Annotated in this window: 15 protein-coding genes; 10 read left to right on the top strand and 5 right to left on the bottom strand. The window is 61.9% G+C overall.

Annotation, left to right across the window (positions count from 1 at the left end):
• Positions 1–90: 90 nt before the first annotated feature.
• The 8 genes from tagH (at position 91) to NKJ04_RS16885 (ending at position 14,680) form a co-directional block, all read left to right on the top strand.
• A complete protein-coding gene (tagH, locus tag NKJ04_RS16920; protein WP_352676543.1) occupies positions 91–1,143 on the top strand; it encodes a type VI secretion system-associated FHA domain protein TagH in 1,053 nt (350 codons plus the stop codon).
• Between the two features lie 285 nt (positions 1,144–1,428).
• Positions 1,429–2,916, top strand: a complete 1,488-nt coding sequence (tssL, locus tag NKJ04_RS16915; protein ID WP_352676541.1) for a type VI secretion system protein TssL, long form — start codon at positions 1,429–1,431, stop codon at positions 2,914–2,916.
• Between the two features lie 22 nt (positions 2,917–2,938).
• Positions 2,939–6,502 carry a type VI secretion system membrane subunit TssM gene (gene tssM / locus NKJ04_RS16910; RefSeq protein WP_352676538.1) on the top strand — a complete coding sequence of 1,188 codons (3,564 nt, stop codon included), beginning with the start codon at positions 2,939–2,941 and terminating at the stop codon, positions 6,500–6,502.
• A 158-nt stretch (positions 6,503–6,660) separates the two neighbouring features.
• Positions 6,661–7,443, top strand: a complete 783-nt coding sequence (locus NKJ04_RS16905) for a PP2C family protein-serine/threonine phosphatase (protein ID WP_352676536.1) — start codon at positions 6,661–6,663, stop codon at positions 7,441–7,443.
• Positions 7,440–9,974 (top strand): serine/threonine-protein kinase, encoded by a 2,535-nt coding sequence (locus tag NKJ04_RS16900; protein WP_352676534.1) that lies wholly within the window; start codon positions 7,440–7,442, stop codon positions 9,972–9,974. Before NKJ04_RS16905 ends, NKJ04_RS16900 begins: the two co-directional genes overlap by 4 nt.
• 108 nt (positions 9,975–10,082) lie before the next feature.
• Positions 10,083–10,493, top strand: coding sequence for a DUF1036 domain-containing protein (locus NKJ04_RS16895; protein ID WP_352676605.1), 411 nt, complete (start codon positions 10,083–10,085; stop codon positions 10,491–10,493).
• Positions 10,490–12,841, top strand: coding sequence for a M23 family metallopeptidase (locus NKJ04_RS16890; protein WP_352676531.1), 2,352 nt, complete (start codon positions 10,490–10,492; stop codon positions 12,839–12,841). The genes NKJ04_RS16895 and NKJ04_RS16890 overlap by 4 nt, the downstream gene beginning before the upstream one ends.
• Before the next feature lie 213 nt (positions 12,842–13,054).
• Positions 13,055–14,680, top strand: coding sequence for a caspase family protein (locus NKJ04_RS16885; RefSeq protein WP_352676529.1), 1,626 nt, complete (start codon positions 13,055–13,057; stop codon positions 14,678–14,680).
• 38 nt (positions 14,681–14,718) lie between these two features.
• On the opposite strand, the gene NKJ04_RS16880 is transcribed toward NKJ04_RS16885, so the two are convergent.
• Positions 14,719–15,255, bottom strand: a complete 537-nt coding sequence (locus NKJ04_RS16880; RefSeq protein ID WP_128305187.1) for an OmpA family protein — start codon at positions 15,253–15,255, stop codon at positions 14,719–14,721.
• 188 nt (positions 15,256–15,443) lie between these two features.
• On the opposite strand from NKJ04_RS16880, the gene NKJ04_RS16875 reads away from it, so the two are divergent.
• The gene (locus NKJ04_RS16875; RefSeq protein ID WP_352676525.1) at positions 15,444–16,058 is read left to right on the top strand and encodes a DUF6931 family protein; all 615 of its coding nucleotides are present in this window, start codon (positions 15,444–15,446) and stop codon (positions 16,056–16,058) included.
• A gap of 84 nt (positions 16,059–16,142) precedes the next feature.
• On the opposite strand, the gene NKJ04_RS16870 is transcribed toward NKJ04_RS16875, so the two are convergent.
• The 4 genes from NKJ04_RS16870 to NKJ04_RS16855 form a co-directional block, all read right to left on the bottom strand.
• Positions 16,143–17,375, bottom strand: a complete 1,233-nt coding sequence (locus NKJ04_RS16870; protein ID WP_352676522.1) for a caspase family protein — start codon at positions 17,373–17,375, stop codon at positions 16,143–16,145.
• A 19-nt stretch (positions 17,376–17,394) separates the two neighbouring features.
• Positions 17,395–18,495, bottom strand: a complete 1,101-nt coding sequence (locus NKJ04_RS16865; RefSeq protein WP_352676520.1) for an OmpA family protein — start codon at positions 18,493–18,495, stop codon at positions 17,395–17,397.
• Positions 18,496–18,745: 250 nt separating this feature from the next.
• Entirely contained in the window at positions 18,746–19,051 is a 306-nt protein-coding gene (locus tag NKJ04_RS16860) for a hypothetical protein (RefSeq protein WP_352676517.1), read from the bottom strand.
• Between the two features lie 17 nt (positions 19,052–19,068).
• The gene (locus tag NKJ04_RS16855) at positions 19,069–21,618 is read right to left on the bottom strand and encodes a caspase family protein (protein ID WP_352676514.1); all 2,550 of its coding nucleotides are present in this window, start codon (positions 21,616–21,618) and stop codon (positions 19,069–19,071) included.
• A gap of 1,071 nt (positions 21,619–22,689) precedes the next feature.
• On the opposite strand from NKJ04_RS16855, the gene NKJ04_RS16850 reads away from it, so the two are divergent.
• On the top strand, positions 22,690–22,917 hold the full coding sequence (locus NKJ04_RS16850; RefSeq protein ID WP_352676512.1) for an ArsR family transcriptional regulator: 228 nt from the start codon (positions 22,690–22,692) through the stop codon (positions 22,915–22,917).
• Positions 22,918–22,930 lie beyond the last annotated feature (13 nt).

Genomic DNA, 22,930 nt, shown 5'->3' with positions numbered 1-22,930 from the left:
CGATGCATCGCCTCGAAACGCTGCTGTCCTGTTGCATGTGCAAACTGCTAGAATGTGGGAGTATCGGTCAGTGTTCGACGGCGATCCTGGATGCACATCAGGCTGCAAATCAACAATGTCGACGCCTTGCCTGCTGGCATCTCGGCTGGCTACGCGGCGCGGGATCGCAGCTTCAAGATCGGTCGCGATGCCTGTGACTGGACCCTCTCGGACCCCGACAAATTCATCTCGGGCCGGCATTGCGAGATCCGCTACGAGGCAGGCGCGTTCTGGCTGCACGACGTCTCGCGCAACGGGACCTACATCAACGGATCAAACCAGCGCATGATCGGCCCGCATCGGCTGGTCAACGGCGACCGGATGCTGATCGGCCGCTATGTCATCTTCGTGTCGATCGACGAGGAGCGCGCCGCGACGGCTCATCCCAGCCAGGGTTCGACGCAGCGGGAAATGCCGGGGGCGACAAGCCGGTCGCTGGAATTCGGAGATGGGCCGTTCTTCGATCCCACGGAGCAACGGTCCGGCCAGCGGGGTGCAGCGTCGACGTTCCCGTCGCCACCGCCCCTGCCCTCGACCAGCGATGAAGTGCTGCGGGCAATCGCGATCGGAGCGGGCATCTCGCCGGAACTGCTGCGGTCGCGCGATCCGCATGAAGTTGCCGCCGAAATCGGCGCGGTGCTGCGCACGGTGGTCGAGGAACTGACCTTGCTGCTGAAGGCGCGCGCGGCAGCGAAAATGCTGGCCAAGAGCACGCAGCGAACGATGATCAGCGCCGCCGACAACAACCCGCTGAAATTCGTTCCGGGAACTGACGATATCCTCGAGATCATGTTCGCACGGCGCCGGGCCGGCTATCTCGATGCCAGGCGCAGCATCGAAGATGCCTTCCGCGATCTCAAGACGCACGAATTCGCCACCTATGCCGCCATGCAGACGGCGCTGTCGCGGCTGCTTGACGACCTGTCTCCCGAAGCGATCGGAAGAAAGCTTCCGCCGACGTCGTTCTCGTCGAAAAAGAGCCGGGCATGGGATGCTTTTGTCGCGACCTGGCGAACCATGGAGGAAGCCCACGAGAACGGCATGCTGGACATATTCCTGGCCTATTTCAGCGAAGCCTATGCCAAGGCCGACAATCAGAAATAGGCGCTTCAGGGAAGCCGACGAAGATACCTCTTCGGCGCGCAGTATCCGGTTCCAATCAAGAGTTTCCGGGATTACGATCGCGTACGACAATTCGCCAAGCGAGTAAGGCTGATCGTCCTGGGGGTCTGGGCAAATGTCATCTTACGGCGGGATAGTAACGAGTAGCCGACCGTCCTCAAGACACTGCCCTGACCGGCAGGGCCTGCCGTTGCTTTACCTGATCGCGAACCGCTCTGCGCCGGTCCGGCGAGATCGCGGGCGCCACGCGCCGACGGACGATCGACGATGAGCTCGAAGGACGATCCTTTCGGCCCGGCGGGCAAGACCGTCATTCGCGCCACGCCACGGCGTGAACGAAAGCCGCCGTCCGTCTCTGAGGAGTCCGTCGCCGATGGCGGACAACCCTCGCCGATCAAGGGATCGACCGTGTTCGATCCCGGCATCGGCCGGCATACACCGCCGGGTTGGACATCCGGGACCGTGCTTTGTCAGGGAACTCCTTCCGCGGCGGCGCGGACGTCGGCTGTGCGGCAGGAGGCTCTGCTCAATGTCACCGACAGTGTCCGATATTCCGCGTCAAACCCGACCCTTGCCGCGGCCGCGCCGTTGCTGATGCTGTTCGGCCAGCTCAGGCTTGTCCCTGTCGAGAGACAGGCGGGGCCGCTGGCCGAACATGTCACTGAGGCGATCGACAAGTTTGACAGAACACTGGAGAAAGCAGGTGTTGCCGAAGAGGATGCGCGGATTGCGAAATTTGTCCTGTGCGAAACAGCCGACGATCTCATCGGCAACCTGCCTTGGCCGCGCAAGGACGCCTGGGCGCAGCACAGCATGCTTTCGCAATTCTTCCGCGTCGAGCCTAACGGGACAGGCTTTTTCGAAGCGCTCAACAAGATCCTGGCCAGCCCGGAGGCGCACCACGATCTGCTCGAATTGATGTATGTCTGCCTGTCGCTGGGGTATGAGGGCCAATATCGAGACCTGACGCGCGAAGACACCAATCTCGAACGCGTTCGGCGCGACGTCTACGAAACGCTTCGCTATTTCAAACCTCGCGCCGACGAGGACATTTCGCCCCGCTGGCAGGGCTTGGCGGCGGTGATGACGCAGTCTTCGACACGCCTGCCGCTCTGGGTCGTCGCGGCTGCTGCATCGGCGCTGCTGACTGCCGCATTCTTCACGTTGCGGGTCTTCATCACCAATGAAGGCGAAGCCGCCGCCGGTCAATTGCTGGCACTCAACCCATCGACGCCGATCGCCATCGAGCGCGCCAGCGTGGCGCCGCTGCCCGAGCCGGTGAAAGTCGCCCCACCCGCTGCCACAACCTCGCAGATCGACCGCATCCGCTCGGCACTGGCCAAGGACGTCGAAGCCGGCGGACTGACCGTCGGCACGAAGGGCGACTTCATTGTCGTCGAAATAAACAATCTCGTGCTGTTCCAGTCCGGCCGGGCCGAGGCGAAACCAGAGTTCCAGCCCATAGCCGCTGATATCGCCGCCGCCCTGGAACCCGAGGGCGGGCCGATCAGGATCGTGGGCCATACGGACAATGTGAAGCCGCGAAAATCGAGCCCGTTCAAGTCCAACTTCGATCTCTCCGTCGCCCGAGCGAAGGCCGTCGAAACAATCATGGCACCGAAGTTCAGCGATCCCTCGCGACTGACCGTCGACGGCAAGGGCGAGGACGAGCCGATCGCCGACAATGCGACGCCGGAAGGCCGGGCCAGGAACCGCCGTGTCGATGTGATGATCGCCAAGGAGGAAACATTGTGAGCACAGCCGGTTGGAAGCGCCGATGACGCGTTGGCTGCTGCGGATATTCAGCATGATTGCGCTGGCCGGTTTTTCGGCGGCAGTTTGGTTTGCCGGACCTTTGGTCCGCTTCGCCGATAGCCGTCCTCTCGGGCCTGCGTGGCTGCGCGCGACAATCATCGGCGTGATCGTGGCAGCCCTGGCGCTCTTCTATGGATTGCGTTTCCGGCGGATGCGCAAGGTGCAAAAGGCTCTGGAGACGGCCGTTGCCCGCAACGACGACAGGAATGACGATTCGCCGGTGCTCGAGACGCGGATGAACGAGGCGATCGCCGCGCTCAAACGGTCGAGCGGCAAGCGCAACTTCCTCTATGAAATCCCTTGGTACATCATCATCGGTCCGCCCGGCGCAGGCAAGACAACGGCGCTGGTCAATTCGGGCCTGAATTTTCCGCTGGCCGGTTCGGGTGATGCCCAGCCGGTCGCCGGCCTTGGCGGAACACGCGCCTGCGACTGGTGGTTTACCGACCAGGCCGTGCTGATCGACACCGCCGGGCGCTACACGACGCAGGAGTCCAATGCTCAGAGCGACAGCAGGAGCTGGCTAGCTTTCCTGTCGCTGCTCAAGAAATACCGCACACGGCAACCGATAAATGGCGTCATCCTGGCGATCAGTCTTGCCGATCTCATCGGCCTCGACGATCAGCAGCTTGACGCTCACATCGTCGAGATACGCAGCCGTCTGCGGGAAATCCACGAGACGTTGAAAATCCAGTTTCCAGTGTATCTGCTGTTCACCAAGGCCGATCTTGTTGTCGGGTTCATGGATTACTTCGGCGGTTTCGACGAGCCCCGCCGGCGCAAGGTCTGGGGCGCTACCTTCCAGACCGCCGATCGCACTAAGAACATGGCGGCCGAGGCTCCGGCCGAGTTCGATGCACTGGCAAGACGTCTGGTCGAGGAGATGCCCGACCGCCTTCAGGAAGAAGCTGACCCGGCCGCGCGCATATCGGTCTTTGGGTTTCCGGCGCAGTTTGGCGCGCTGAAGGAGCGAATTACGAATTTTATCGCCAGCCTGTTCGATCCGACCCGCAGCCAGGTGAATGTCAGTCTGCGTGGACTCTACTTCTCCTCAGGCACGCAAGAGGGAACGCCGATCGATCAGGTGCTAGGCGCGATCGGCCGCAATTTCGGCAGCAATTCCCGCGCCCATCTGTCGGGAAGCGGCAAAAGCTTCTTTTTGCATGATCTGCTGACGGGCGTCATTTTTGCCGAATCCGGATGGGTTTCGTACGACAAATCGGCCGCAAGGCGTGTGGCGATCGCCCGATTTGCCGGACTGGGGGCCATCGCTTTGATCGCCGCGGCCGTGCTCGGCACGCTGGCCCTGAGCTTCACCGCCAACAGGTCGCTGATCGCCTCCACCACGCAGGCCATGGGCCAGTATCGTACGACGGCGGACACACTGCTCAAAAGCACCGAGGTGACCGATGTCGATCTCGAAAACGTCATTGGCCCGCTCGATCAGCTGCGGGATCTTCCGGCCGGGTTCGAGACTGGCGATGCGCCGACACCGATCGAGGAGACATTCGGCCTCAGCCAGCGGGAGCGACTGCTTTCGGCATCGAAGACGGCCTACCGGCAAGCGCTGGAACGCATGTTGCGGTCGCGCCTGCTGATCCAGGCCGAGCGGACGATCCAGGCCAGGATGGCCGATCCCTCCGCGCTCTACGAACCGTTGAAGATTTACCTGATGCTTGGCGGCAAAGCGCCGAAGGTCGACGACGCGTTGATCGTCTCCTGGATGAAGCAGGATTGGGAGCAGAACCGGTATCCCGGTGAAAACAATCGCGAAGGACGCGAGCAGCTCGAAAAGCATTTGCGGGCCATGCTTGCTCTGGACGACGCCTATGATCCGGTTTTCGAACTCAACCAGCCGCTCATCGAAGCCGCTCAGCGCTCGCTCGGGCGCATGAGCCTTACCGACCGCGCCTCCGCATTGATCAAGTCCGCGGTTTATTCGGCAGCGCTGGATGATTTTTCCGTTGCCGTCAAAGGCGGCCCGGAAGCGCAGCTGCTGTTCGAGCGTGTCGATGGCGGCGATCTGTCGGGCCTGCGCGTTCCAGGCCTCTATAGCTGGAACGGCTTCAACCATTTTTATCTCGGACAGCTCTCACACATTGCGCAGATGCTCGTCGACGACCAATGGGTGCTTGGCGGCGGCGGTGAGCAAGGCGGCATCGATCAGGCGTTGCTCAAGCTCGGCCCCGAACTTCTCGATCGTTACGGCAAGGAGTTCGCACTAGCGTGGAACAGCGTTCTCGACGGGCTGAAATTCAAAGCGATGCTGAAGGACAGGCCGCACTATATCGTGCTTTCCGCCGTCGCCTCGCCAACTTCGCCGATCGAACAGCTGTTTACGGCCGTCGCCGATGAAACGGCGCTGACGGGCGACGCTGCTTCGGCCAAGGACACAGGCACCGGGGTTGAAGGAGGCACAGTTCAGGGCCAGTCTCCGGACGCAGCAAAGATGGCCAAGGGTCTGGCTCGCATCGGCATACAAATCGCGACCGGAAAATCGCAAAGCCGTGCCGGCACGGGATCGGCAGCAGCGCAAAACCAGAGCCCCGGGGCCAACATAGAAGCGCAGTTCAGGTCGTTCCAGGCCTTGGTGGGTGGCCCTGCCGGACGCCGCCCGATCGATGCCTTGACCCAGAATTTCCGCGACATCTACCAGAGCTTGCAACTGGCGACCGACGTGCCTTCGCAGACGGAGCGCGTCAACGCCAATCTGCAGCTGCAGATCGCCACCCTTCGTGCCAATTCCTCGCGACTGCCCAAACCACTCGCCAGAATGGTCAATGCGACGGCAGACGAGTTCGAAGGCAACGTCACGGAGACCTCGCTAGCCAATCTGAACCAGTTGCTTGACCAGACGGTCACCGCTCCGTGCGAGGCGGCCGTCAACCGCCGTTATCCGTTCTCCGGCACTGGCGCCCAGGACATGGCGATGGCGGATTTCGCGAAACTGTTCGCTCCTGGCGGGCTGATGGACCGGTTCTTCGCGCAAAATCTCGCATCGCTCATCGACATGAGCGGTAAGGACTGGAGCTGGAAACAGGATGCGCGCTTCGGCCGCGACCTGTCGAAATCGACGCTGAAAACCTTCCAGCTGGCGGCCGAAATCCGTATCGCCTTCTTTCCCCAGGGTGGTTCGGCGCCTTCGGTCAGCATCACCTTCACGCCATTCTCACTGCATGGCGATGCCGACGCGGCGGTGCTCGATATCGATGGCCAAACAGTCCAGAACAACCAGGCGGGCAACGCGCCGAGCACCGTGACGTGGCCGAGCGGAGCGGCTGCCGGATCCGCCAGTCTGAGCCTGACGCCGGAGATGCCAGGGCGCGAATCCAGCATCAAGTTCGAAGGGCCATGGGCGCTGAAGCGGCTCATGGACAAGGCGACCATCACTGGCACCGACAGCAACGTCGAAGCGCGCTTCGTGATCGGCGGGCGCGACGTCGCCTATACGATCCAGACGGGCTCCGGCCCCAACCCCTTCCTGCTTCCGGCACTTTCCGGATTCAGCTGTCCAAAGGCGTTTTGAGATGGAGTTCGCGCCGCTCAATGCGTTGACAGCCAGCATGGCCTCGGGCGTCCAGACCTTAATTTCGATACTCTAATGCTCGAGCCTGTGGCAAAGTGGCGCGAGCGAGTGCCCCGGAGAGCACCGCAGAGGACGCCTGAGAAGCGCTTGGTGGCAAGTTGAGCGATGTCGCCCTTCCCTTTGAGAGTTTCGGCGTGAGCCACAAAGGCTGTGTGCGCGAGCACAATGAGGACAGCTATCTGCTCGAGCCACGAACCGGCCTTTGGGTGGTGGCCGACGGAATGGGCGGGCATGAGGCCGGAGAGGTCGCTTCGGCCAGCATTGTCGACCATCTGGCCACGATCGGCATCGCAAGCTCTGCGCCGGATCTGCGGGCGCGCTTCGAGGACAGGCTGAGCCGAGCCAATGCCGAGATCCTCGGCATATCGGAATCTCGCGGCATAACCATCGGTTCCACGGTCGCCGCCCTGTTGGCGATGGACGGGCGGTTTGCCTGCCTGTGGGCCGGCGACAGCCGGATCTATCTGATCCGCAACGCTTCGATCTCGCAGATTTCGAAAGACCACACCGAAGTGCAGGAACTCCTCGATCGAGGCATGATCAGTGCGGCCGAGGCGCTCACCTGGCCACGCCGCAATGTCATCACCCATGCGGTCGGTGTCAGCGACGAATTCGTCATCGATTTCCAACAAGGCGAACTGATGCCGGGGGACATTTTTGTGTTGAGCACCGACGGGCTGACGGCGCATGTCACCGACGCGGAGATAGAGGCCGCCGTCGTATCGGCAACACCTCGGGCGGCGTGTGAAAATCTGTTGGAAACCGTGCTGACGCGGGGCGGAACGGACAATGTCACCATCGTGCTGGTGAAGATCAAGAAAGGACGCGACGGACAACCGCTTCGCCCTGATTTGTCCGGAGCGGAGGGCCGAGGCCGATGAGCGCCGACGACAAGACGCGAATATCGCCGCAGGTGGCCAATACCGCCGTAGGCACGCAGCTCAGCGGCATCTATGAACTTGACGAGCGGATCGCGTTCGGTGGCATGGGCGAGGTCTACCGTGGCCACAACATCCAGACCGGAGACCACGTCGCGATCAAGATCGTCCTGCCCGAGTTTGCCCGTGACCAGACGATCTTGTCCTTGTTCCGCAAGGAGGCCTCGATCCTCAACCATTTGTCGCATGATGCGGTCGTGCGATACCACGTCTTCACCATCGACCCCGGGATCGGCCGCCCCTACCTTGCCATGGAATTCGTGGACGGCGAGTCGCTGTACGACATCATGCGACGTGGTCCTATGCCGGCGGAAGAGGTTCGCAAGCTCTGTCATCGCCTCGCATCCGGATTGAGCGCTGTGCATCAAGCGGGAGCAATCCATCGTGACCTCTCGCCGGACAACATCATCCTGCCGGGGGGCCGGGTCGACCGCGCAAAGATCATCGATTTCGGCATCGCGCGATCGGCGACGGTGGGTGGGGAGACGCTGATCGGCGGAAAGTTCGCGGGAAAATACAACTACGTTTCACCCGAACAGCTCGGGCTGTTCAGCGGCGACGTCAGCGAGCAGTCCGACATCTACAGCCTTGGGCTGGTGCTGGCTGCCGCTCTGCGCGGCAAGCCGATCGACATGAGCGGATCGCAGTACGAGATCATCGAAAAGCGCCGCGCCGTTCCTGATCTCTCAGACATCGACGACGATTTTCGCGCCATTGTCGACGCCATGCTACAGCCGGACCCGCAAGACCGGCCGGTCAGCATGGCTGATATCGCCAGGATGACGCGCGGCGAAGACGAAGCAACAACGCCGCCGCCATCCAGGACACCTCGCGACCGGCCGGCTTTGCCAGCGGCGGGACATACCCTTGTTCCTGATCCCCGGGCACAGCCCCAGCGATCCAATGTCGCCGGACAGAGCGCGCCTGTGGCAACGGGCCCAGGCGAGCAACGCTTCGTCCCGCATGTCCGGCCCGCGCATTTGTCCGAACCGCGGCCTTCGCCGGTCGCCCGGCCGCCGCGTGCGCGCGTCGCGGCGGATCTACCTGGAAAATCCACGAACACCCGAGCCATCGCGATCGCTGCCTTGGCGGCGTTGGCTGTCGCCTCAGGCGCGGGCCTTTATCTAAGCGGCGTCATGACGCCGGCGACTCAGTCTGCCGGCAAGACATCGCTTTCACCCGAACCACCAAAGCCTGCAGCGGAAACGTCAAAGCCGATCCCGGCGGACAAAGTCGCGAACGCCCCGGAGCCGGCTCAGCCGGTTCCGCCAGCGCAGCCGGAAGCCAACGTAGCGCCGGCCGAAAATCAGCCCGCCGAAGCCCCCTCGCCAGCCGAGGAACCCCCAAAGCCGCCGGCAATGGAAGCGCAACCGCAAACAGAGGCGAGCGCGCCGCCGGCTGAAAGTCAGGCAGATGCAAAGCCGGTGCAAGCGCCCGAGGCAGCGAAGCCCATTGCTCCCCCGCAAACCCAGGCCCCCTTGAAGCCTTCTGCAACGGACGCGCAGCCTTCGGAAAAGACAGCGCCGGCAACCCAGCCGGATACGATGGCCAGCAACAATCAAACGTCGGCTCCGGCACCTGAGACGACAGCTCCAACCCCGCCAGCCGAGAAGGTCTCAACGCCACCGCCGACCCAGCCGAAGAGTGTGGAGGCCCCAAAGCCCGAGCCGCAGATCAACCAGCCGGCGGTGCCCGAGGCGACCGTACCAACGCCCTCTGCGAGGCAGGCGGATGCCGCGAACGCCGAGGGCCAAAACGCCTCGTCACCACCGGCCAAACAGCCGGACCAGGCCGTCATCGCCTTGAACGTGCCCAAACCGGCGATACCCCCGGTCGTCGACGACATCGCGCAACGAGTCTCCTGGGTTCGCGACTTCGGCGGCGGCGACTGTTTCTATGCCAACATAACGTCGTCAACCGACAAGGCCGCCGCGATCGAAGGTTTTGGAACGGCGGTCCAGCCATTCGAACGGATGCTGGGCGATTTCCAGGCAAAATTCCATGTCGAGCCGGACATCAGCGTCCGCCTCATTGAGCCGAGCCAATGCGAAGTCACCAACTTTCTGCGCTTTCTGGGGCAGGCCGCGGCCGACAAGCCGCAGCTTGTTCTCGACCGGACATCGGTGCCGAACGGAACGCCGATCGGCGGCACGCTGGTGACGCGCGGCGGCCTCATTTCCAGCGTGCTGCTCATCGATCACAAGGGCATGGTGTTCAATCTCGATGACCGTATCGTCGTACAATCGGACAAGGCTACCTTCAGCATCCCGATCGGTCTCGGCGCCGCCGACAAGGCCGCCGGAAAAGCAGTTCCGCAGATCATAATGGTGATCACGGGTCCTCAGGATATTCAGGCGGCTGCGTTCTCCATGCCGACGCCGGCCTCGGTGCTGCTGCCCAAAATTCTCGAAGAGATCGAAACCGACGGATCGCAATTTTCAGCCACTGCCAAGTACTTTCGGCTCGGCGGATAGCATGGGCGCCCGATGGAACTCCGCCGCGCGTGTTTGCCTCACTCGTCTGCCGACCTGCCCGTAAGGCAGCGCGATCCAGCTCGAGCCCTGCTCGCCCTGACAGGCCGGATGAAACTTGCCGTCATGGCGGGAGCGGCATTGCTGGCCGTGCTGGCGTCCAGCGAAGCACACGCCGAATTCACGGTCTGCAACCAGACACTCGACGTCGTGAATCTCGCCGTCGGCCAGAAGGTCGACAATGCGGACCAGACCGACGGCTGGTGGACTATCGGTGCAAATCAATGCGTGAACGTCATCCGCGAGGAACTGACAAACCGCTACATCTACGTCTACGCGACAGACGTCTTTGGCCATGCGATCCTGACCGGGTCGACCGAGATGTGCATCGAGCGGCGGCGTTTTTCGATCCGCGGCATCGACGAATGCTGGCAGCGCGGCCATATTGCGGCGCAATTTCTCGAAGTCGATACGCTTGAACAGGTGCGGTGGACCTTCTTCCTGACCGGAAGCAGTCCGTGACGCACAGTATCGACACCAGTTTCAGAGAAAAAAAGCAGGCGCGCGCCGCGCTGCGCAGGCGCACGCTTTGGCGCAGGCTGATTGCCGGTTTCGCTGTCATCGCCCTGCTGTCCATCGCCGCCGGTTTCTACCTCACCGCGGACTATTGGTCGTTCGGTGACGAAGACGAGGAACTGCATGCGGTCGAAGGCGCGGCCGATGTGCCGGCCGATGCATCCGTCTATGTGCCGGCCATTATCGACCTGGCCGGGGACCCGATGTGGATCACGCTTGCGCCCGATGCCGCCGCGACGAAAGGCAAAGCGGTCCCGCGCCCGGCAGAACTCGATCAGGCCGGCGTTTCGCCGCAGATCGAAATCCTGTCGGACGTCATGCTGAGCGCCAGCGAAAAGTTCATGACGACGATACCGTCGACGCAGGAGGATTTCGCCTTCTTCCAGGCGCAACGAAAGACGGCTGCAGCACCATCCGGCGATCTGCAGAACGATCTTCAGCCGCCGCCCACCACCCAGGACGCGGCCGCAGGCCCGCAGGCAGATGCCGACGATCCGGAAGCCGGCTGGGGCGAGACGATCGACGCGGGCGACGCAGCACTGCCCGCATTCCAGAAGACCCAGATCGAAAACAACACGAGCGTCGCGGTCGTCACCAATGAATATCAGCGGTTTGAGGCGACCGAAGACACGTTCGTGAAGATTCTCAACGACCGGAGCTTGGACAGCGTTGTGCTCGATGCCCATTTTTCCGCCGACGATGCCAAGCTGGCGGGTGAAGCGCTGAAGGCGCTCTTCAACCGGGAGGGCCTGGAGCCGGGTTATGTCGTCGCCATGCGCGGTTTTCGGCCGAACCGCGAGACGACGACGATGTCGCTCATGCAGGTTTCGATCTACGCCAAGAACGTCTTTGTCGGCACGCTCACGCGCAATTCTGCCGGCGCGTTCGTTTCAGGTGTCGATCCCTGGGTCCGCGAAGATCTTTTCAACTACTCCGGTGCACAAGAGGAAGGCACGCACAAAAGGCAGTACCGCCTGCTCGACGCGATCTACTCGACGGCGGCCCGCAACAATGTCCCGACCGGCGTGATCGGCGAAGCGATCATGTATCTGTCAAGAGGGCAGGATCTGGACGCCTTTGCCAGCGAAGACCAGCGTCTCGTGCTGATCTATTCCCAAACCCCGCGCGGCAAGGACGAGGGTGCCGGGCGGGTGCTGTATGTCGGCGTCCAGGGCACCGAAAAAAGTCTCGATTGTTTCGTCTTCCAGCAGAGCGACGGCCAGTTTGCCTGCGTGAGCGGTGACGATCAGGTCCGCTCCCTGACAGTCACCAACGGCATGGTGACGCCCGTCAACGGGGTCATGACCTCCACCTTCGGCCCACGCAAACATCCAATTCTCGGTGTGGTTCGCATCCACAAGGGCGTCGACTGGGCAGCCCCTGTCGGCACGCCGATCATGGCGGCCTTCGACGGCGAGATCACCTTCCAGGGCAATGGCGGCGGTTACGGCAATTTGGTGAAGATTGCGCATCCCAACGGACGCGAGACGCGCTACGCGCATATGCAGAAATTCGCGATCGCAAGCGGTGTCGGCACAAAGGTGAAGGCCGGCGACATCATCGGCTATATCGGCACCACCGGCCTCTCGACCGGACCGCATCTGCATTTCGAACTCTATAAGAATGGCGAGGTGATCGATCCGCTGGGCACGGTGACCGCCGCGGTCGCCACCTATGATGCTGGCAGTTCTGGCAAATCTGGCGATGTCGCCGTCGAAACGCTGACCGATCGGATCGTTCATGTCGAAAGTGGCGGTAGCGCCCGCGCCAAGAACCCGAATTCCTCAGCGACCGGCGCCGGCCAGTTCATAACGAAGACCTGGATCCGGATGATGAATACCTATCGCCCGGAACTCGCGCGCACTCTATCGACCGCCGACCTCTTGGCCCTGCGCTACGACGCTACCATCTCGCGTGAGATGGTGCGCAATTTGGCACGCGAAGGCGAGGCCTATCTGCGGGCGCGCGGTCACCAGATCACGGCCGGCCGGCTCTATCTCTGTCACTTCCTGGGCATGGAAGGCGCGCATCAGGTGCTGGCTGCGCCAGGTTCGGCGCAACTGAGCGCCGTTCTGGGGTCGGCCGTCATCCAGGCCAACCCGTTTCTCATCGGCAAGTCAGCCAGCTATGTGGTGGACTGGGCCGAACGGAAAATGGGCCAGAAGCTGAGCCGTGTGGCCACTGACACCAGCCCGCCGCCGACGACGACGGAGATTCGCGAGACATCGCCGGAGTTCGAGAAATACAAGCAGGCCGTCATCCCCCTCATAAGCTCGATTCAGAATACGCTTTGAACCTGCCCGCCATGGCGTCAGTCGCTCGGACTATTGGTGTTCCTGCTGCCAGGTGTTACTATAGCTAACTTTTTTCGGGCCGTTGTGAACCAAAATTGTGGTTAAGATCACATATGCCCAAGAGCCATCTTTTTGGCGCAGCGACTCTGTCGCTGATGAAATTTAGCATACGCAGACATCAACAGTGCGCCCAGACGGGCGGAGGGCTGGTCTATGAAAGCGTTCGCAATCTTTCTGAGCGGGATTTTCCTGTTTTTCCTTACCGCCTTCGGCGCCGAGGCTGCCGTGCCTGAGGCCAAACGCGTCGCACTGGTGATCGGCAACAGCAAATATGTCCATGCGGTTACCTTGCCCAACCCCGCCAACGATGCCCACCTAATCGCATCGACGCTGCGCAATGCCGGCTTCGAGGTCATCGAAGGGGTCGACCAGGACAATCCCGGCATGCACAGCCTCATCAGCCGGTTCACCGAACAATCCTACGACGCCGACCTCGCGGTCATTTTCTATGCCGGTCATGGCATGCAGGTCGACGGCAAGAATTTCCTTATTCCAGTCGACGCCGAGTTGACGTCGCCCGCCTATCTCAAGACACGCACCGTTCAGATCGACGAGTTCATGGCGGCGTTGCCATCCGACCCGGCGGTTGGTGTCATCATCCTCGATGCCTGTCGCGACAATCCACTCGCCAGGACGCTGGCCGCATCGTTACCGAAGTCGCGCTCTTTGGGATCCGGCCTGGCGCCTATCGAAGCAAAATCAGAGGGCGTCGGAACGGGTGGCATTCTGATTGCGTATGCCACCGATCCGGGCGCCATCGCTTTTGACGGCAACGGCATCAACAGCCCCTACTCCACCGCACTCGCCAGGCACCTGACCGAACCCGGCGTCGAGATCCAGAGCGCGCTGACGCGGGTGCGCGGTGAAGTGAGCGAGACCACTCAAGGTCGCCAGCGGCCATGGCACAACGCGTCGCTGGGGCGCGAGGTGTTCATTGGAAAACCCATCGCGGCGGCGGCGCCTGCCGTAAAACCAGTGGCCGACGCATCGAACGCCGCAGGGACATCCGCTCCTGCTCCTGTCGCCAGCGATCCTCCGCCCTGGGAAGTCGAGCAGCGGCTCTGGGATGAAGCCTCCAAGCGCAACTCGGTGCCGTTTTACGAGGCTTATCTTGAGCAGTTTCCAAACGGCCGCTTCGCCACGGTGGCGCGGCTGAACATCGACGAATTGAATGACCCAAAAGCCCAGAATCGGCAGGTCGCGGCACTCGATACGGACCAGGCGAACGCCAGTTCCGGCTCCGCGGTGCGCACCTCGGTCGGCGTCCCGGACGAGGTGAAGCAGACACCGGGCACCGACTTGACGGAAAGTGCTATTGGCCTTGACCGCCAGGGTCGCATCGACCTGCAATTGCGCATCGAAGCGTTGGGCAACGAGCTTGGCCGCGTCGACGGAAACATTGGCCCACAGACCCGTCAGGCTATCGGCATCTGGCAAGCGGAGAACGGCCTGCCGCAGACCACCTATCTGACACGCGAGCAACTTGCATTCCTCGTGATCCAGACAGATCCGATGATGGAAACCGTGCGCGCCAGATATGCTGCCGATCAGGCCCGTGCGACGCAGCCGAAAAAGCAGGTGGTACAGAAGGTCCGCACGCCGAGACCGGTGGCACAGAAACCCCGCAAACAGAAGCAGGTCGTTCAGAAGCGGCGCAACCGCGAGACTGTGGTGCGGCAGGATGATGATCTTCCGCCACCCCGCGACAACAACGACTTCCTCACCAAGGCGCTGATCTTCGGCACCGGTGTAGCGGTGGGCGGCGTGCTCAAGAACTGACCGCCGGCGTTCCTAGCCTGTTGGACCCAATCCGGTCGCTATTGCGTCTTTATCCGCATTTCCACGCGGCGGTTAGCCGGATCGTACGGGTCGGGGCTGCGTGGATTCTTTTCGCCCATGCCGATCGGGTTGATGCGGGCGGCCTCGACACCATTGGCCGTTAGAAAGGCGGCCACCGATCTTGCCCGTCGTTGCGACAGGCCTTCGTTGTAGTGCACCGTGCCGGTGGCGTCGGTGTAACCCTCGACGACAAAGCTGAACGTGCTCAGCCGGCTGTCCTTCAGCGCCTTGGCGAACTCGCCGAGTTCAGCGCGCGCGGTGGTGTCGAGCTCGGCCGAATCCAAGCCGAAATTGATCAGCATATCGAGACTGGATTTTTCTCCCGGCGCGTCCTTCGCCTTGCTCTTGCTTTTGCACTCCTCCTCGGTGCCGACACAAATTCCTCGTGATTTGCCGAGGTCGGCGGCTCCGGCAAAAAACTTCACGATGTCTTCTGATTTCTGAACGGGGTCGGCGAAAGCGTGGGTCGAGAAAAACACGACCGCCAACACAAAGGCTGAACTGCCCCACTGCATAGCGGTTACTCCTGTTGAGCATCCGATTTCGATGGCATGATCATACCAAACTCCGGGGCAATTGTCTGTCGATAAACGCCGGGGATACGGCGGTGCCGGCAGTTTTTGCAGCGTTACCGGTAGAGACTTGACCCGCGCCGCGCCTGGGGCTTGAGTGGTTAGAGCTTCTCGATGAAAGCGTGGCGGTCATGGCCAACGGGCTTCGATTCAAGACGGCACGGGATCTCTTCATGGCTTGTCCCGGTGTTGCCCGGGAGATGAGAACGCTTCCAACCGAACAGCCATCGATCGAGTTTTGCCGCGGCCTGCTCGTCGGCCGCGTTCCCGAGGAGGCGATCACGTTCTGTGCCTACCTGCTCCCCGATCGGGCCGCGGTCTGGTGGGCGCATGAATGCCTGAGCCATCTGAGCGAGCTGCTCGACGTGACGGATCACGAATTGCTCGCCCATGTTCGCGACTGGGTCAGTGAACCGGACAGCCCCCGCCACCGCGCCGCAGTGAGCCAGGCAGAGGCAACGCCGCCGACAACGCCGGGCGCCTGGATTGCCCTGGCGGCGGGATGGCGTGACAATGGTCCTGTTGCTGGCGAATCTGCTGCCGGCGCAGAACCACCATCGGCCTTGCAGCCGTTTCCTGCCGCCCATGCAGTCAATGCTGGTGTTCTGGCCGGACTGGCACGTGTCGCACTGGCGGACCGCTTTGCCGTTCTTTCCGCCTTTGTCGAAATGGGCATCCAGATTGCCGAGATCGAGGCGCCGCGCCAATCGGGGATGCCTACTAGAGCAATTCCAGGAAAAGTGTGAGACGGTTTTCCGTCCGGAATTGCGTCAAAACAAAGGGTTAGAGCCTACCGACAGAAACCAGGCGGATGCCATTATCGTCCTGCCTTACTTGCAGCCACCTTGAGCCCATTTGGCAAGCGCCACTTTGAAGCGTGTTCCAAGCGGATGTTGCAGGCGCAAAACGGAGGCATCGTTGGCGGCGAAATTTTTCGCCTGCTCGCACAGCCGCGCCTCGTCCCATTCATGGCATCCGTCGCAGTGCTTGTCCTCCCATACCGACTTGTCCAATCCCTCCACCGGGCTGAACAGGGGCTTGCCCTTGATCAGCTGGGCGATGCTCTTGCCGTCGATTGCCGGATCGCCGAAATCGATCGGATGCTCGAAAAAGATCGGGCCGTCCGAGGCCAGCCTGGGGATCTTCTGACGCAGCACTTCGAGTGCAAGCTGATCGTCACCTTGGCCCGATGCGCTTGCAGCGCCAGTGTTGCCCGCGCCGGAACCGCCCTCGGCCTGAGGTGCACTCGCCTCGCCCACGATCAACGACGCATTGAGATCGACCTTGTGCAGAACGACATCCGTTTTCAGCGAAACGTTGATCCAGGGACGCTGCTTGCCGGCGGTTGCCTTGAGGACGTCGCTGGCGACCCTGTTCATGGCCTCGGTGATGGGGACATTGGATTCGCCGATACGCTTGAGGAGCGCCGAAGTGAAAGGCGAATGCCCGCCTGACCTGTCATCGGCGAGCTGATGGGGACTGGCGGCGAAAGCGACGAGCGTGCCGGCACCACCTTTCTCTATCGGGATTTCGGCAAGGCCGCTGCTTACGCCGTGGACGCCCGCGGTCTTGGCCAGCACCTCGGCGAGGGGATTGTCGCGGCAAGCGTCGAGAAACACCAGCCTGATGCTGGTCTCGCGCGACATCTGGCGCAGAACGAAATCAACCGACACAGCCTCGAAGTCGAGGGAGGTCTCGTCCTCCAGCGCGGCGTCGACCGGAAGCAGGTAGTTCTTGCCCGAGACCTGCAAGCCGTGGCCGGCGTAGAAGAACAGCGCGATATCGGCGCGGCGCACCCGTTTTGCGAACTGGGCGATCGTCGCCTGCGTCTGCGGCTTGGTGAGATCGAAGCCTGAAACCACATCGAAGTCGAGCTTCTTCAAGCGCTCGGCAATGGCCTCAGCATCGCGTACCGAATTGGCGAGCGGTGCTGCGTGTTGGTACTGGGCGTTGCCGAGGACCAGTGCGACGCGGCGCTCGGCGCTGGCAGCCGTCAAAGTGAAAAGCAAGGCGAGCGCCGCGAGGCCGCCGGCGCGAAAGAGGCCAACGCAACGGGCGTTCAAATCGGACCTCACCGCAACCTCAGAGCTTGGTAGCGGAAAACTCGATCCGCCGATTGAGCGCCTTGTTCTTGGGCGTATCGTTGGCGGCAACCGGCCGCTCCTCGCCGTACCCGGTGGCCGTAATCTGCGTGCGCGGAATCCCCGCGGCAACAATGGCATCGGCGACCGCCTGGGCTCGCCGTTCGGACAATTGCTTGTTCGCCTCCGGCGAGCCGTCGGAATCGGTATAGCCGGAAACCTCGACCTTTAGGCTTGGGCATTTGCCGACGACACCTTCGACCTCCGTCAGCAACGGCCGGCTCTTCGCATCGAGCCGCGCGCTGGCCGGCCGGAAGTAGATGGCGCCGGTGCGCGAGAGCACCGCGAACCTGTTCAGGCATTCCTCATCGCTGAAGTTCGCCTTTGCGGCGTCGGTGGCAACCGGGCCGACATCGGCCGGACTCGCTGCGGCGGTTTGGGTGGCGGCCGGCTTGCTGCCGTCGATGGTGAAGACGAAGTCGAACGACACCGACGCGGTGGGCACGATGTTGGTCACATTGGCCGCCTGCTGGAGTTTGTCGACGTTCGGCAGCAGGCCGAAATCCTCGACATGGACAGCGACCGGAGCCTCCGAAGCGACGGACACCATGGTGTCGCTGATCATGGTCACGACGATGCTGGCCTCGAGGTCCTTGTCAACGCCGTGCAGATTGAGACGGAAAGGCAGCGTCGACTTGACCCTGCGCTTTGTCGCGAGATCGGCGAATGCGGCGGGATCCACTTTGGCCGTCAGCTCGGCCGTCGGGTACTTGAAGGTCTCGAAAAACAGGAAGCGCATGCGAACATTGCGCAAGTCGACGCCGGTATCGACCGAATTGAGGTCGAAGGTGACCTTGGCATCACCCGCTGAGCTGAGCGTGCCGGTAATGTTCCTGATCTTGTTTGTCTCGACGATCGTGTTCTTCTTGACCGACTGGTAGGTGATGACTGAAGCTGTGGGATCAAGCGTCCAGTTCGGCGCGGCGTTGGCGGCTTGCGATCCGAGCAGCAGCAAGCCGGAAAGCGCAACGACAAGGCCAAGACCTCGTGTGACGGGACCTTTCAGCCTCGTTTTCCACCAGAATGCGACGACTTCGAACATGGAACGCCCCTGCCCCAGGACCACCTTATCGACACGACACCTGGCGGGAGCATAGAGCACTTGCGACTGGTTGGCGAGCAACTCCCGAAAATCCTGGGAATGCTGGAGAACCGGCGAAGAACTGGTGTCTGCCCCATTGTTGGCATACTGCTCTCAAGACCGAGGACTGCGCTTTGGGGAAAACAATGAGGAAGTCAGTGCTGCTATGATCAGAACATGGTCATAGCTACCGCTAGCCCTCAATGCTTGGTCAACCTCCCCAACCGCCACCGCCGCCGCTGCCGCCGCCGCTGCCGCTGCTCCCGCCTGCACCCATGGCGGGAACGACCGGCCGGGGGACGGTGGCTTCCTCAGTCGGTTCGACGAGTTTCTTGGCGACAACCTTCTTCTGTTTGGTGATCTTTGGCGTGGTCGTCGTGCGAATGAGCTTCGGCCTGTGCTTTGTCGTCGTCACCGTCGGTTCGGCCTTTGGAGCAACGGACATGCAGCCCGTCACTGCCGCCAGAGCCATGGATAAAACTGTGGCGATCAATGCCTGCTTCACTGCCCTGCCCACGATTGCCTCCTCATTGATCAAAACAAGTCCCGACGCGGATTGGCTTGCTCCCAGACCGCTCTGGCCGCGCTGACCAGTTGTTCGTCAAGCGAGCCCTTCGCCGGGATCTTCGACTTGAGTTCGCCGCGCAATTGCTTGAGAGTCGCCGTTTTCGTCTTCACTGCGAATTTCGTCAGCGTCGTCTGGGCGCCCGGCATTTCCTTGCGAAGATCAAGCGCGACCCCGAAGGCCAGATAGCGCACCGCTATCGCCTGGTCGGCATTGGCGCCCTTCTGCATTTCGAGTGCCGCGCGATCATATGCGCCGGACTGATCGCCGCGTGCCGTGGCCAGCTCGAACAGTCTTTGCGCTTCGTCGAGGTTTTGCTCGACACCAACGCCATCCCGGTACATGCGCGCAAGGCTGGCCGGAGCGTAGGGCTGGCCTAGATCCATAGCCTTCTGGAATAGCCCTCGCGCCTGCCCGGGATCCTTCTCGATGCCCACACCGGCCAGGTAATTACGGCCGAGCAGGTTCATCGAATACATGTCCTGCCGCTCGACGCCTGCCTTCAAAAAGGCAACGGCGCGGGCCGGATCGGCGGGTACGCCGTTGCGGCCTTCCGTGAAGATCGCGGCGAGGTCGTTCATGGCATAGGTATGCCCCATCGCCGCCCCCTTGAGCAGGAGGTCCAGGCCCTTGGCGGTATCAGGCTTGACGCCATAGCCATTGAACAAGGCGCGGCCCCACGACGTCATGCCGTAGGGATCGCCCTTGTCGGACGCCGCCGCGTAAAGCGCGTTGGCCTGCGCGCGGTCGATGGCCATGCCGGTTCCGGTCGCATACAAGTAGCCGAGTTCGAAAACGGCGCGCACGTGCCCGTTTTTGGCGGCATCCTCGATGGCTGTCTTCGCTTCCTTGACCTTGCCGGCCGCCAGCAGCGCGCGTCCGAGTTCGTAGCGGAATCGCGGCACATCCGGATAAGCCTTCACCGCAGCCTCGCAGGCCTCCACAGCGCTGGTGCCGATTTCATTCGGCAGCAGGCCGGGGACAACGCCTTGCAGATCGAGAGGTTCGCCTGCAGCCTGGTCGCAAGGATCGACGCTTGGTGACAGCTTCATCGTGGCGGGCTTGGAGGAACTGCTGTCCGCACGGATTTCGAAGCCGACCTCGACCGGCTCGGCGGCACCGATCTGGGGTTCGTAGCGTAGCTGGTCGACCTCGTCCGCCATCAGGCTCGACTCCGGCGACAGGGCACGATCCGGCAGGGACAGCGTTCCGGTTGCCGGATAGGACGCGAGTTTCAGGCTAACAGCGGGATCCTTGGTCGGGAAGTCCAGCTTCAGCGGAACCGGGCCGACGCCGACCGGGACGCTGATCTGCCGATTTCCGATCGCCTCGGCGGCGCCGGTGATGTGGATGCCTCGCTCCAGCACTTGCTGTTTCTGCTCAGTCTCGAGCGAGGCCACAATCTGTTCGCCCTCGGCGCCCTGGCCGCTTTTGACACGAAACACCATGATGCCCTGGGCTTCGCCACCCCAGTTGTCATGCGTGGCGTAGGCCAGCATGTCCACCTCTTCCGTCGCACCGGCCCCCTTGGGAACATCCAGCTTCAGGCGCGGCAGGTCCTTGCCCTGGATCTGTTCGCCCACTGCGACAGCCTTGCCGTCCAGCAGCAGGCGTCCGAGCGCAAGCGGCCTTTCGATGCTGACGGTGATCGAGCCGCCATCGACGTCGACCGGTTCCGGCAGGTCCAGGGCAACAGGCCCGACACCCGACGGCACGACCTTCTCCAGAACTGGCGGCAATGAGGGCCGGCTGGTACGGCGCATCAGGACAACCTCGTCGATGAGCGAGGAGTTTTCCCACGGAACCTGCTTGCCGTCGGTGGCCTTGACCACATCGCGGCGGACCGCGGCCATGACCGTGCGTATCTCCTGGTTCGGCGCCAGCGCGCGACGAGAGAATGCGGATGAAAACGGGCTGAGGTCTCCCGCTCCATCATAGGCGACCGCCCCTGGCTCGGTGGCAAAGGCAATCAGCGTGTTCAAGGAACTTCTGACTTGTGCAAGGCCGGTGTTGCCCGCCGTGATCAGCTGGTCCCTCAGCCAATAATCCTTGCGCGGGAACGGATTGTTGCGACATGCATCGAGGATGATCACCTGGATCTTCGATTTCGCGCGCAATTGCTGCAGCACATCGTCCAGCTTGATCGCCTGGACTTCTATATCGGCCGCATTCTTCAGCGAGGCGTCGACGGGGATCAGGAAATTCTCGCCACCAATCTGAAAGCCGTGACCTGAATAGTAGACGACGGACAGATCGGCGCCATCCGCCGCCGCGAGGTAGTTGCGGAACTGTTCCTCGAACTGCAGCTTTGTGAGATCCTTGGCGACGAACACTTCGAAACCAGCCAACCGAAACGTCTTGGATACGTCCTCGGCATCCTTGTCAGGATTCTTGAGAGCGGGAATTTCGCGGTACTCGGAATTACCGATCACCAGGGCAATCCTTCGGTCGGCCGACGCAGCGAAGCTCGTCAGGGTCGCTATGACGAAGACCGCGATCAATCCGCAAAGTCGGAGCATGGCAAACCGCCTCAACCGCCACATCCTGACGGCCGCAAGTTCCCCAGATTGCGGCATCAAGGTCTGTTGAAGAACTCACAATCCGCCAAGACAGCAACCCAAAAAGCAGTGAAAAACCGTCGCGGCAGCAGGCACCTTCCTCATCCGAATGTGTAAACTACCTCAGAGCCGAGCCATCCGCAATGAGTGGCAAACTTCACCGGCGTGGTTGTCCAGATCCGACGCACCCGCCAAGCTTTCACCCGACGTCGCTGCGAGTGCTGATGACCGTATCGCCCCCTGGACATGAACACTAATCCGAAGTGCTTGCTAGGCTCGCTGTACGCGGTTCTACGGTCCGAGGTGCTTGCCGAACTGCGGAATCGTTACGATATCGATCAGCTCTCTACACTGACGACAACGCGCCCGTGCCTTCACGTCCGGACGTCGATGCTGTCGCCGCCTGCTTCACCACGAGAAGAAACTCGTCTCCACGGCCGACATGCGGCGTTGCGGTCCGGCCCTTTGATGCCGGAAGCGCTATGGGGCAAGCTAGTTGACCAGTACCCTTCTCCTCCAAATTGCTTGCCTCTCCACGAGCCCGCCAATACCGGTGTCGGGCTTTTGCTTTGTTGGTGCCCGCAAGCGTCAGGAAGGTAGTCGCCGAATTGACGGGAACAATTTAGCGAACAGCAAATTCAACGGTCTTCTGGCAGGAGGCCAAAGTGTCCCAGCGAAGCGTCGACAAAGACCGATTGGAGCGCGCAGACCGTGAGGCAAAAATTGCTAACGCGGCCGAGAAGAGGCGCGTTATTTGAAAACTGCGCGACTTCGAGAACAACGCCTTGCTGCCGAAGCTAAGGGTTCCCAAGCTTTGAAGAAGGGGCAATCCAGGAGCTAAGGCGCTTAGCCGCCGACGCTGGCCGTCAGACAGCGAAGCCCTTTCTGATGGAACAACCACCAATAGTTTTGGCGCGCCAGGGCCCCGACGATCCTGGCACGTCCTCCTTAGGACGCCCGCCGCTGCCGTGTATGGGGCGGAGGGTCTTTACATTTGACGGCCTGCGCAAGGCCCCGCTCGACGCATGAGCGATGGTCAGCGGGAAACATCGTGAATCTGAAAAGCCCAGCATTATGTCCCGTCCGCCGATCTGCTCGCGGCCGGCTAATGAAAAGCGCCTTCTCGCGCTAATGATTCTTGCTGAGGGAGAAACATCCGTCTCTGATCTGGCGCCGCGGTTAGGGCTTAGCAACTCAGCACTCTCCCAACAGCTCGGCATAATGCCAACGGGATCTGCGACCGCGGGATCGTTCTCCTAGGCGCAGGCGTTGC

This window comes from Mesorhizobium sp. M0618 (genome assembly GCF_040320765.1).
GTDB lineage: Bacteria > Pseudomonadota > Alphaproteobacteria > Rhizobiales > Rhizobiaceae > Mesorhizobium.
The sequence above is the reverse complement of the archived record's forward strand: the minus strand, read 5'-3'. Positions and strand labels throughout refer to the sequence as shown.

What these genes read in the sequence shown, in the direction of transcription:
- tagH (WP_352676543.1), top strand. Translation starts at nt 91, where the DNA reads ATGCACATCAGGCTGCAAATCAACAATGTCGACGCCTTGCCTGCTGGC.
- tssL (WP_352676541.1), top strand. Translation starts at nt 1,429, where the DNA reads ATGAGCTCGAAGGACGATCCTTTCGGCCCGGCGGGCAAGACCGTCATT.
- tssM (WP_352676538.1), top strand. Translation starts at nt 2,939, where the DNA reads ATGACGCGTTGGCTGCTGCGGATATTCAGCATGATTGCGCTGGCCGGT.
- NKJ04_RS16900 (WP_352676534.1), top strand. Translation starts at nt 7,440, where the DNA reads ATGAGCGCCGACGACAAGACGCGAATATCGCCGCAGGTGGCCAATACC.
- NKJ04_RS16895 (WP_352676605.1), top strand. Translation starts at nt 10,083, where the DNA reads ATGAAACTTGCCGTCATGGCGGGAGCGGCATTGCTGGCCGTGCTGGCG.
- NKJ04_RS16885 (WP_352676529.1), top strand. Translation starts at nt 13,055, where the DNA reads ATGAAAGCGTTCGCAATCTTTCTGAGCGGGATTTTCCTGTTTTTCCTT.
- NKJ04_RS16880 (WP_128305187.1), bottom strand. Translation starts at nt 15,255, where the DNA reads ATGCAGTGGGGCAGTTCAGCCTTTGTGTTGGCGGTCGTGTTTTTCTCG.
- NKJ04_RS16875 (WP_352676525.1), top strand. Translation starts at nt 15,444, where the DNA reads ATGGCCAACGGGCTTCGATTCAAGACGGCACGGGATCTCTTCATGGCT.
- NKJ04_RS16865 (WP_352676520.1), bottom strand. Translation starts at nt 18,495, where the DNA reads ATGTTCGAAGTCGTCGCATTCTGGTGGAAAACGAGGCTGAAAGGTCCC.
- NKJ04_RS16855 (WP_352676514.1), bottom strand. Translation starts at nt 21,618, where the DNA reads ATGCTCCGACTTTGCGGATTGATCGCGGTCTTCGTCATAGCGACCCTG.
- NKJ04_RS16850 (WP_352676512.1), top strand. Translation starts at nt 22,690, where the DNA reads ATGGTCAGCGGGAAACATCGTGAATCTGAAAAGCCCAGCATTATGTCC.